This window comes from Rhizobacter sp. (assembly GCA_021153565.1).
Lineage (GTDB): Bacteria > Pseudomonadota > Gammaproteobacteria > Burkholderiales > Burkholderiaceae_C > Albitalea.
In genome coordinates this window covers 1-10,447 of the sequence record JAJKJU010000031.1, presented here as the reverse complement: position 1 = coordinate 10,447, position 10,447 = coordinate 1, and the positions used below count along the sequence as shown (strand labels likewise).

The window sequence follows — 10,447 nt, the reverse complement described above, 5'->3', positions numbered from 1 at the left end:
TCTAGGCGCAAAGCGCAGCCATAGCCCGGGCTATGGCGAGCATTTGCAACGACGAGCAGGGGTCTTTTGGCGTGATGAGCGGGCATGATCGAAATACTTTCAGCCTCTCAGGGCATGTTGCGCATGGTTTGCGGATCGGCCATTGGCATCATGTTCGTGTTCAGGTGGTACATCACCCAGATCGAGCCAGCGAACATGATCACCACGAGGGCTGCGGTGAAAACCAGAGCCAGCAGCGACCATCCGCCTTCAGCCTTTGCATTCATGTGCAGGAAATACACCATGTGCACGACCACCTGCACCGCGGCAAAGGCGATGATCGCGAAGGCGGTCATGCGCGGTGATGGCAGAACTTTGCCCATCACCAGCCAGAACGGGATCGCGGTCAGCGCCGCGGAGAGCAAGAAACCGACGACATAGCCCTTCACGGTGGCGTGGTAGCCGGCGTCATCGTGGTGATCGTAGTGGTGGCGAGCGCTCACGGCAAGACTCCCATCAGGTAGACAAAGGTGAACACGCCAATCCAGACGACATCAAGGAAATGCCAGAACATCGACAGGCACATCAGCCGGCGCTTGTTCGCCGGAATCAGACCGAGTTTTTGCACCTGGACCATCAGAGTCATGAGCCACAGCGTGCCAAAGCCCACGTGCAGCCCGTGCGTGCCCACCAGCGTGAAGAAGGCTGACAGGAACGCGCTGCGCTGCGGGCCTGCGCCTTCGTGGATGAGGTGCGCGAACTCCGTCATCTCGAGCGTGAGAAAACCCATGCCCAGCAGGCCCGTGATCGCCAGCCATGTCAGCACGGCGTTCTTCTTGCCGTGCTGCATCGCGATCATCGCGAAGCCGTAGGTGATGGAGGAGAACAGCAGCAGCGCGGTGTTCAGCGCCACCACGGGCAAGTCGAACAGGTCTGCGCCTGAAGGCCCGGCTGCGTAGCTGCGTCCGAGCACCGCATACACGGCAAACAGCACCGCGAAGATGAGGCAGTCGCTCATCAGGTAGAGCCAGAAACCCAGCAAGGTGCCCTGCTGTGGGTGGTGGTCACCGTTGTCGTAGAAGACCGGCGCCGGGCCGGCATTGAGAGTGGGGGAGGAGGACATTTCGAAACCTTGGCGTCAGCATCTCAGGCTGCGACTTGCAGCGAGGCGGCGTGTGCCTGCTCGGTGCGCGCTACAACTTCAGCGGGAATGTGGAAGTCGCGTTGGTAGTTGAAGGTGTGCACGATCGAGGCGATCACAGTGGCGGCGAAGGTCAGCACGACTGGCAGCCACATGTGCCAGATCAGCGCGAAGCCGCAGGCGGTGGCGAGCATTGCGATCACGAAGCCGGCCGCCGTGTTCTTGGGCATGTGGATGGCCTTGAAGCCGCTCAGCGGGCGTTGCGCACCACGGCGCTTCATGTCGTGCCAGGCATCCTGTTCGTGGACGATCGGCGTGAACGCGAAGTTGTAGTCGGGCGGCGGGGAGACGGTGGACCATTCCAGCGTGCGTGCGTTCCACGGGTCACCAGTGTTGTCGCGCAACTGCTCACGGCGGCGGTAGCTGACGACCAGCTGCACGAGAAACGCGCCGATGCCCAGCCCCACGATACCCGCTCCGAGTGCGGCGACCTGGAACCACACTTGCAGCAACGGATCGTCGAAGTGGCTCATGCGTCGCGTGATGCCCATCAGGCCGAGCACGTACAGCGGCGTGAAAGCGACCCAGAAGCCGACGAACCAGCACCAGAACGACACCTTGCCCCAGAACGCGTCGAGCTTGTAGCCGAAGGCCTTTGGGAACCAGTAGTTGATGCCGGCGAACAGGCCGAACACGACCCCGCCAATGATCACGTTGTGGAAGTGCGCGATCAGGAACAGGCTGTTGTGCAGCACAAAGTCGGCTGCTGGCACCGCGAGCAGTACGCCGGTCATGCCGCCCACCGTGAAGGTGACCATGAAGCCCACGGTCCACAGCATCGGCACTTCGAATCGGATGCGGCCGCGGTACATCGTGAACAGCCAATTGAAAATCTTCGCGCCCGTCGGGATCGAGATGATCATCGTTGTGATGCCGAAGAACGAGTTGACGCTCGCGCCCGAGCCCATCGTGAAGAAGTGGTGCAGCCACACGAGGTACGAGAGGATGGTGATGACGACAGTGGCGTAGACCATTGACGCATAGCCGAACAGCTTCTTGCCGCTGAAGGCGGACACCACCTCAGAGAAGATGCCAAACACAGGCAGCACCAGGATGTACACCTCGGGGTGGCCCCAGATCCAGATCAGGTTCACGTACAGCATGGCGTTGCCGCCGAGGTCGTTCGTGAAGAAGTTGGTGCCGAGGTAGCGGTCGGCGGTGAGCAGCGCCAGCGTGGCCGCCAGCACCGGGAAGGTGGCGACGATCAGAACGTTGGTGCACAGGCTGGTCCACGTGAACACCGGCATCTTCATCATCGTCATGCCGGGGGCGCGCATCTTGATGATGGTGGCGATGAGGTTGATTCCGGAGAGCGTGGTGCCGATGCCCGCGATCTGCAGCGACCACAGGTAGTAGTCAACGCCGACATCGGGGCTTTGAAGAAGGCCCGACAGCGGCGGATACGCGAGCCAGCCAGTCTTCGCGAACTCGCCGACGAACAGTGACAGCATCACCAGTGCCGCGCCGCCCGCGGTCATCCAGAAGCTGAAGTTATTGAGGAAGGGGAATGCCACGTCGCGCGCACCGATCTGCAACGGCACCACGTAGTTCATGAAGCCTGTGACCAGCGGCATTGCGACGAAGAAGATCATGATCACGCCGTGCGCCGTGAAGATCTGGTCGTAGTGGTGGGGTGGCAGGAAACCGGCGTTGTCTCCAAAGGCGATGGCCTGTTGCGCGCGCATCAGCAGCGCATCGGCGAAGCCGCGCAGCAGCATCACGATGCCAAGCGCGATGTACATGATGCCGATCTTCTTGTGATCGATGCTGCAGATCCAGTCGCGCCACAGCGGGCCCCAGAGTCGCAGCTTCGTGAGCAGGGCCAGGGCCGTGAGCCCGCCGAGCGTGACCATCGCGAAGGTGGCCAAGAGAATCGGCTCGTGATAAGGCACAGCCTCCAGGCTGAGGCGGCCGAAGATGAGGTGGCTGAGATCGTTGCTCATTGGGTGACTGGGATCAGAGGCTGAGAGTATTTCGAGCGTGTCCGAGCAGCACGTCAAAAGGCACCTGATCCAGGCGCAAAGCGCAGTCATGGTTCGTGCCATGGCGAGCATTTGCAACGACGAGCAGGGGTCTTTTGGCGTGATGAGCGGGCATGATCGAAATACTCTCAGTCTCTCAGGGCTGATTGACTTGCGCGACCAGGTTCGCGCCCGGTCGGATTAAGGGGAGTGCACAGCGAGGCGACGACCGTGCGTTGCATCATTCCGTCGGCCGAACGCCACGGTTGCCTTGCGAGGCCAGCGATGCTGCCCTTTCCGAGGCCGCCGGCGCTGTCGATCGCCATCATCTGGTTCATGCACATCTTGCTGCCGTCGACGCAGCGGTTGAGGATCGCGCCGTACAAGTCCGCCTCGACGCTCGCGTAGCGGCGCACCGGCACGCGTTGGCTTGGCTGCTCGAGTTGCAGGTATTCGCTGCGGCCAAGCGGCTGGCCCTGCGTGCGGTTGGCTGCAACCCACCGGTCGAAGTCGCCGTTGGACAGTCCCAGGAAGCGGAAGCGCATTTCGGAAAAGCCCGCGCCGCTGTAGTTGGCAGAAAAGCCTTCGTAGTCGCCGACGTGGTTGATCACCGCGTGCAGTTGCGTCTGCATGCCGGGCATCGCGTAGACCATGCCGGCGAGCTCAGGCACGTAGAACGAATTCATCACGTTCGAGGCAGTGATGCGAAACTCGATCGGCCGGTCGACCGGCGCAGCCAGCTCATTGACGGTTGCGATACCCTGTTCTGGGTAGAGAAACAGCCACTTCCAATCCAGCGCCACGACCTGCACGATCAGCGGCTTGACCTCGGAGGGCAGTGGGCGCTGCGCGTCGATGCGCTCCAGCGGCCGGTACGGATCGAGCTTGTGCGTACTGATCCAGGTGATCGCGCCCAGCGCGATGATGATCAGGAGCGGCGCGCCCCAGATCACCAGCTCGAGGCGCGTGGAGTGGTCCCAGTCAGGTGCGTAGGTCGCGCTCGCGTTGGATTGTCGGTAGCGCCAGGCGAAGAAGATCGTCAGCGCGATCACGGGTACGATGATCAGCAGCATCAGAACCGTGGAGGTGACGATCAGCTGTGCCTGCTGGGCCGCGATGTCGCCGTGCGGTTTCATCACGAGGGTATCGCAGCCGGCCAGCGGCATCAGGAGGGAGGACAGTCCCAGGCGGGCTGTGCGGTGGGTCAAGCGTGAAAGAGACATCGGGAGCCACCGAGTGCGGGTAAACGATAGTTGTACGTCAGCGGCGAATGTAAGTTGATTGATGCTCTTTAACCATTGGACAATTTGTCCCAGGCCCTCAGGCCCTCAGGCCCTCAGGCCCTCAGGCCCTCAGTCCCCTTCCGTCATGCCCGTCTCCAGTAGCTCAGTTGTGCATTCCTCCCAGGCCACAAACCTCATTCCCATCTCGCTCGCCACCGAACCGCGTGGCGAAAGGGCCCGCGTCGCGCCCGGTGACATTGCGGTAGGCGTCGTCATCGGACGCGCTTCGGAATACTTCGACTTCTTCGTCTATGGCATCGCGTCAGTGCTGGTCTTTCCAGCAGTGTTCTTTCCATTCGTCGACCCTCTGCACGGCACGCTGTACGCATTCGTACTGTTCGCCTTCGCCTTCATCGTGCGACCGATGGGCACGCTGGCCGGCATGGCGCTGCAGCGGCGCTTCGGACGCGGCACCAAGCTGACAGCGGCGCTGTTCCTGCTTGGCAGCTCGACGGTTGGCATGGCGCTGCTGCCGGGCTATCGCAGCGCTGGGGAGCTTGCCATTGTGCTGCTCGCGCTGTGTCGCATCGGACAGGGGCTGGCGCTTGGCGGCTCGTGGGATGGGCTGCCGTCGCTGCTGGCACTCAACGCGCCCGAGAAGCGCCGTGGCTGGTACGCCATGCTCGGCCAGTTGGGCGCACCGCTGGGCTTCATCGTCGCGAGCGGTTTGTTCGCGTACCTGTGGGCCAACCTGTCGAGCGCGGACTTCCTCGGCTGGGGCTGGCGCTTCCCGTTTTTTGTCGCGTTCGCGATCAACGTCGTTGCGCTTTTCGCGCGCTTGCGGCTGGTGGTTACGCACGAATACGAACGCGAACTGCAAGCGCATGAGCTTCAGCCTTGCAACGTACGCGACCTGCTGGCGGCGCAGGGGCATAACGTGTTCATCGGCGCATTCGCGGCGCTGGCGAGCTACGCGCTGTTCCACCTGGTGACGGTGTTTCCACTGTCGTGGGTTGCGCTGTACTCGCAGCATGAGATCGGGCAATTCCTCTCGGTGGAGTTGGCTGGCGCCGTGCTGGCGGCAATGGCAATGCCGTTGTCGGGCATCGTGGCTGATCGCATCGGCCGCCGCCGAACACTCGGCTGCGTCGCGGTGCTGATCGCGCTTTTCAGCTTCGTGACGCCGTGGCTGCTCGACGGTGGCGACCGCGGGCAGGATGCTTTCATCCTCGTCGGCTTCGTGCTGCTCGGGCTTTCGTACGGGCAGGCAGCGGGCTCGGTCACGTCGAACTTCCTGCCACGCTTTCGTTATGCCGGTGCCGCCCTGACAGCTGACTTGGCGTGGTTGATCGGCGCGGCCTTCGCGCCTCTCGTGGCGCTTGCGCTTTCGGCTCGCTTCGGCCTCGCGTCGGTCAGCCTGTATCTGCTGTCAGGCACGGCCTGCACCTTGCTGGCCTTGCGTGCGAGCCGAGCAGTGTCGGCAGTGCGGGACTGAGCGCAGCCGACCCTACTGCGCGCGATGTTGATGGCGCTGGAGCAATAAACAGAGGTGGCCTCAAGGGCCTTCTGTCTGCATCTGTATGCCCGGGCTCCTCGAGGATGCTTCAGAATCGGCATCCGATCTCGAGGGAGTTCTACACTCACGAGAAGGTACAAATGCGCTGCTTTGAGCGGGGGTTCGATGCGAGTAGCTGATTTCATCGACGCCGAGACGGATGCGATTCTGTCCGGGTGGGAAGAGATCGCAAGGACTTTGCTGCCGGCAGCCAGTAGTCTCGATAACCTGGCTCTGCGTCGTGATCACGCTGGGGCCATTCTCCGCGCAGTTTCTGCAGACCTGCGAGCCCCGCAGACACGTCTGGAACAGGATCAGAAGTCACGTGGGGAAGCGCCTGTGACTGCGACGGCGCCTGAAACGGCGGCCCAATTGCATGCTGTCCTGCGCGCGATGAGCGGCTTCAGCATCGGGGAGTTGGTGAGCGAGTATCGGGCGTTGCGCGCGAGCGTGCTGCGCCATTACTTCGACCGCGAAGGCCACCAGATGAGTCAGCTTTCGGACTTGGGTCGGTTCAACGAGGCCATCGATCAGGCCCTTGCGAAGTCAGTGGACTACTTCACCGCCGAAGTGGACCGATGGAGAAATATCTTTCTCGGGGTTCTGGGTCATGACCTTCGGGGACCGCTCAACTCCATTCAGCTGACCGCCAAACTGATCTCCCTCAACCATCCGAGTCCCGAGCTGGAGACGCAGATGGACCGTCTCATGCGAAGCGGTCAAAGGATGGCAGAGTTGCTGGATGACTTGCTCGACTTCAACCGGGTGAGCATGGGCGGAAGACTCGAGGTCGAGCCCCGTCCAGGGGACTTGGTCGAGACTTGCCGGCAGGAGGTCGAGATGCAGCGCAGTGCGCACCCATCTGCGCGCATCGAGTTCGAGGCGCCAAGCACCTGTCCAGGAGTTTGGGACGTTTCGCGGATCCGTCAGGCGGTGGGCAACTTGATTGGCAACGCCATCAAGTACGGGGACGAAGGGTCCGTCCGAGTGGTTGTGCAATGCGAGGGAGAGCATGTCAGAGTCCACGTCGACAACCATGGTCCGACGCTTGAAGCAGCAGAATTGGATCTGATCTTTGATCCGCTTTTCCGGGGCTCGGCGGGAGCAAGCAACAAAGATCCCGGCCATCTCGGGCTTGGGCTTTTCATCGTTCGACAAGCTGCAGAGGCGCATGGCGGAACAGTGGAAGTGCAGTCGGCAAATCGTCAAACCCACTTCTCCATCGTTTTACCCCGCGATGCTTCTCTGCCCCATGGGAACCAGGGCGTGATGCAGGAGCTGCAGGGCATGGCTTCGACGACATCGCCCCGCGGATGACGACCAATAGGCGTGGGTCCAAGAAGTTCAGGCCCAAGGGCAGCCACACGCGATGTTTCTACCGAGCGGGTGCTCAAGCTTGGATACAAGACCGAAAGGGTGCGGCTCCTCGCCGCTGTCGATGGCTTGATCGCGCTGAGCGGAACCATTGACAGAAAGGGTGACGCGTCCGCCACCCTTTCTGCTCATCCGTGATCAGGCCGCGCTATTTCTTTCCTGACGAGCCGCCCGAGCTACCTCCGCCCTGATTGCCACCACGTTGTTCGGCAGCCTTTCGCGCCTCTTCCGAGGTGAACTCATGAGCGTTGCCGCTTTCGTGTGCCGCACGGCCACCTTCGCTGGCAATTTCACGCTGGCGATCCTTGTCCATCGACGCAAAGCCACGTTCCGAGTCCTTGCCGCCCTGGTTCCCTCCTCGGTTGCTGCTCTTGTCCTCGCCTTTGTTGCCTTGATTTCCACTTTGGTTGCTTGATGCCATCTTGAAACTCCTTTCGAATCGAAGACCCGCCATCAGCGGGAGGAATGTGCAACGGTTGGTTTACCCCGGCCGCGCGCCCTTTCGGACGGCAAACGATGTGCCTATTTGACGCCAGCCGGTTCGCCCGCCCGGTGGTCGCCGTGAGTTTCGTCATTGAGGTCGTCAGCCAAGACGTCCACTGCATTTATGACGGAAAAGCCGGTCTTGTGGAGGCGCGGTTTTTCAATTCTGACATTGCGGTGTGCGGCATCGGCATGCCGGGGGCGTGAACTGCGAAAGTGGTCGACGGTCCATGCGCTTGGCCGCGATAGTGAAGCCCTCTGTCAGACCTTACAGGTTGTGCATGGGGGGCGAGCACCCTATAACAGCGTGTCGCAGGCATATGCAGACCTGGACAACGCCAACGTGCACTCGGGTTCACGAGTCGCCTGGTGGTCTGTCCTGCTCGCCGACTTCGCTAGTACAGAGTGGTGGCTGATGTGCAGCCCCCGCTGTTCGAAAGTCTCTTCAACCGAGCTGACTGACATGCAAACTTCTCATCTTCGATTTCCGTGGCAGGCACTGTGGCCATTGTTCCACCGTCGGGCAGCGCGCGCCGGCGCGCCGATGGATACGCCTCGAGATGCCGCCAAAATCCGGTCGACAAAACAAAGCGGACAAACTGCCGACAGCGCCCGACTTGCCGTACAACCCGTGATCACGATGGATGGCCCGACTCGGGCAATCCGACTGACGACGCAGACCTATGCCCGTTTGCTCCTGGCGGGCGCGGCGCTTGTTCCTGTCTATCTGATTGCCTATCTGTTCTTCTTCCAGGATCCGACCCTCAAATTCGAGAACCACTCGTTCCACATCATCGCGATTTCATTGGCCACCCTGGCCGGTCTTTTTGTCACCTATGTCACGTGGCGCTGCTACCAATCATCAGGGGAACCTTTACTGCGCTGGTTGACGCTCGGCTTGCTCGGATTTGCGCTGATCTATGCGCTGCACGGCGCATTCACGGGCTATGCGCACGACAACATATGGCTCTTCATTCTGTATGGCCCGGCGTCGCGCCTGGTCATGGCGACGCTGCTGCTTGTGGGTCTCCTGTCGTACGACCGTGCCCCCGACGTCGTGGCTCGTCGCATGCAGCTTTTCCCCTGGTTGATGTGGATCGGGCTGTTCTTGCTGGTGAATGTGGCAGTGGCGCTCGCCGCAAATTCACCCATCGCTGGCAACCCGGTCCTGCGGCTCACGATGGAAGGAGGCGCTCTCGCCATATCCGTATTGAATGTGACGCTGATGCTGGTGCGTCGCATCCGCTCGCCGTTGATGGTGATTTTCGCCGTCTCGGTCACCTCGTTTGCACTGTCGTCTCTCGCATTCATACTCGGGCGTCCGTGGAATCACATGTGGTGGCTCGCCCACGCGATATTCGCGGGCGGCTTCTTCCTGTTGAGCTATGGTGTAGTGAAGGCATTTCTGACGTCACGTTCGTTTTCGACGATCTACAGCCAAGAGGAAATGATGGCGCGCCTCGCCGAGGCGACGGCGCGGACGGAGACCGCGCTGCGGGAGCTTCAGCACACCAATCAAACGCTCGAGCGCTTGGCCACGACCGATCCTCTGACAGGGGCGGACAATCGGCGTCGATTCATGGAACGCGTCGAGTCCGAGATTCACCGAGTCAAACGCGGCGGTGCGCCGTTCTCGGTGCTCGCACTTGATCTGGACAATTTCAAGGTCATCAACGACCGCTACGGCCACCAGGTAGGCGACGACATCCTGAAAGCGTTTGTGCGGAAATGCGTCGCTGCGATCAGGCCGTATGACGGTGTCGCCCGGGTAGGCGGCGAGGAGTTCATGATCTTGCTTCCTCACGCACTCGAGGCCGCAAGCAGCATCGCCGAGCGCCTGCGAAGCGTAGTTGCAAGTACTACGTTTGAAAGCGGCCATCAGCAGCTCAACGACGTGTCGGTGAGCATCGGCGCAGCGCAATTCGGCCGAGATGCCGACACCATCGATGACATTCTTCGGGTCGCCGATGAACGCCTTTATCGCGCAAAGCACCAAGGTCGAAACCGCGTAGTTGCTGCATAGGATTTGGCCAATCAAAAAAGGCGGCGCCAACAGCGCCGCCTTGCTGGCTTCACCGAAAGCCCTGCCGGTTAGCGGCTGCCTTCGTCCTTGTTGCCCAGGTCCGATTTGGAGCCCGAGCTTCCGCTTTGCAGGTCGCGCTCGCGTTGCGAGTCGCTGCGGGACGAACGCCCCGAGCCGAAGTCGGAGTCTTCGTCATCGTTTGCGCTGCTGCGTTCATCGTCGGCTTGTGCGCGGCCGGGGTTCTGCATGCCCGAGTTGCTGTCTTGCTGTGAGGCGCTGCCGCGCTCCTGGCTGCCGGGCTTGCTATCTTGCTGACTCTGCGACGGGTTGCTGGCCATGCCACGATCGCGTTCCTGTTCTTGCGACAAGCCCGTGGATGACTGCGACTGTTTGCCCGGTGCCTGGTTTTGGCCAGGGCTGCCTTGGTTGCTGTTTGCCATGTCAATTCCTTTGTCGGTAGGGATGATCCGCTCAGAGGCTGAGAGTATTTCGATCATGCCCGCTCATGACGCCAAAAGCCTCCTGTTCGTCGTTGCAAATGCTCGCTATAGCCGAATGGCACTTACTTTGCACCTTACGCATGGCCATGCCTCTGTACATGTCGGCGAGCCTGTGCGCGAGGCACCTTCAACCAAGGGTAAGGTTTTG

General features: G+C 61.3%; 10 protein-coding genes. 4 read left to right on the top strand and 6 right to left on the bottom strand.

Annotated elements, in window-relative coordinates; genetic code table 11:
* Positions 1-107: 107 nt before the first annotated feature.
* The 4 genes from cyoD to cyoA form a co-directional block, all read right to left on the bottom strand.
* On the bottom strand, positions 108-482 hold the full coding sequence (cyoD, locus tag AC30NL_RS02365) for a cytochrome o ubiquinol oxidase subunit IV (protein WP_489462408.1): 375 nt from the start codon (positions 480-482) through the stop codon (positions 108-110).
* Complete coding sequence (gene cyoC / locus AC30NL_RS02360; RefSeq protein WP_489462407.1) at positions 479-1,102, bottom strand: cytochrome o ubiquinol oxidase subunit III; 624 nt, start codon at positions 1,100-1,102, stop codon at positions 479-481. Before cyoC ends, cyoD begins: the two co-directional genes overlap by 4 nt.
* Before the next feature lie 23 nt (positions 1,103-1,125).
* Entirely contained in the window at positions 1,126-3,123 is a 1,998-nt protein-coding gene (gene cyoB, locus AC30NL_RS02355; RefSeq protein ID WP_489462406.1) for a cytochrome o ubiquinol oxidase subunit I, read from the bottom strand.
* A 167-nt stretch (positions 3,124-3,290) separates the two neighbouring features.
* A complete protein-coding gene (gene cyoA / locus AC30NL_RS02350) occupies positions 3,291-4,349 on the bottom strand; it encodes a ubiquinol oxidase subunit II (RefSeq protein WP_489462405.1) in 1,059 nt (352 codons plus the stop codon).
* A 160-nt stretch (positions 4,350-4,509) separates the two neighbouring features.
* On the opposite strand from cyoA, the gene AC30NL_RS02345 reads away from it, so the two are divergent.
* Together AC30NL_RS02345 and AC30NL_RS02340 are read left to right on the top strand one after the other, a co-directional pair.
* Complete coding sequence (locus AC30NL_RS02345) at positions 4,510-5,859, top strand: MFS transporter (protein ID WP_489462404.1); 1,350 nt, start codon at positions 4,510-4,512, stop codon at positions 5,857-5,859.
* A 186-nt stretch (positions 5,860-6,045) separates the two neighbouring features.
* Positions 6,046-7,236 (top strand): ATP-binding protein, encoded by a 1,191-nt coding sequence (locus AC30NL_RS02340; protein ID WP_489462403.1) that lies wholly within the window; start codon positions 6,046-6,048, stop codon positions 7,234-7,236.
* 205 nt (positions 7,237-7,441) lie between these two features.
* Here AC30NL_RS02340 and AC30NL_RS02335 read toward each other — a convergent pair whose 3' ends face one another.
* On the bottom strand, positions 7,442-7,714 hold the full coding sequence (locus tag AC30NL_RS02335; RefSeq protein ID WP_489462402.1) for a KGG domain-containing protein: 273 nt from the start codon (positions 7,712-7,714) through the stop codon (positions 7,442-7,444).
* A gap of 140 nt (positions 7,715-7,854) precedes the next feature.
* Between AC30NL_RS02335 and AC30NL_RS02330 the strand changes: the two genes are divergently transcribed.
* Together AC30NL_RS02330 and AC30NL_RS02325 are read left to right on the top strand one after the other, a co-directional pair.
* A complete protein-coding gene (locus AC30NL_RS02330; RefSeq protein WP_489462401.1) occupies positions 7,855-7,983 on the top strand; it encodes a response regulator in 129 nt (42 codons plus the stop codon).
* Positions 7,984-8,416: 433 nt separating this feature from the next.
* Entirely contained in the window at positions 8,417-9,799 is a 1,383-nt protein-coding gene (locus AC30NL_RS02325; protein WP_489462409.1) for a GGDEF domain-containing protein, read from the top strand.
* A gap of 68 nt (positions 9,800-9,867) precedes the next feature.
* Here AC30NL_RS02325 and AC30NL_RS02320 read toward each other — a convergent pair whose 3' ends face one another.
* On the bottom strand, positions 9,868-10,239 hold the full coding sequence (locus AC30NL_RS02320; protein ID WP_489462400.1) for a hypothetical protein: 372 nt from the start codon (positions 10,237-10,239) through the stop codon (positions 9,868-9,870).
* Between the last annotated feature and the right edge of the window lie 208 nt (positions 10,240-10,447).

Excerpts from the sequence above, each read along its gene's own strand:
- AC30NL_RS02320 (WP_489462400.1), bottom strand. The coding sequence starts at position 10,239 with ATGGCAAACAGCAACCAAGGCAGCCCTGGCCAAAACCAGGCACCGGGC.
- AC30NL_RS02340 (WP_489462403.1), top strand. The coding sequence starts at position 6,046 with ATGCGAGTAGCTGATTTCATCGACGCCGAGACGGATGCGATTCTGTCC.
- AC30NL_RS02345 (WP_489462404.1), top strand. The coding sequence starts at position 4,510 with ATGCCCGTCTCCAGTAGCTCAGTTGTGCATTCCTCCCAGGCCACAAAC.
- cyoC (WP_489462407.1), bottom strand. The coding sequence starts at position 1,102 with ATGTCCTCCTCCCCCACTCTCAATGCCGGCCCGGCGCCGGTCTTCTAC.
- cyoB (WP_489462406.1), bottom strand. The coding sequence starts at position 3,123 with ATGAGCAACGATCTCAGCCACCTCATCTTCGGCCGCCTCAGCCTGGAG.
- AC30NL_RS02325 (WP_489462409.1), top strand. The coding sequence starts at position 8,417 with ATGGATGGCCCGACTCGGGCAATCCGACTGACGACGCAGACCTATGCC.
- AC30NL_RS02335 (WP_489462402.1), bottom strand. The coding sequence starts at position 7,714 with ATGGCATCAAGCAACCAAAGTGGAAATCAAGGCAACAAAGGCGAGGAC.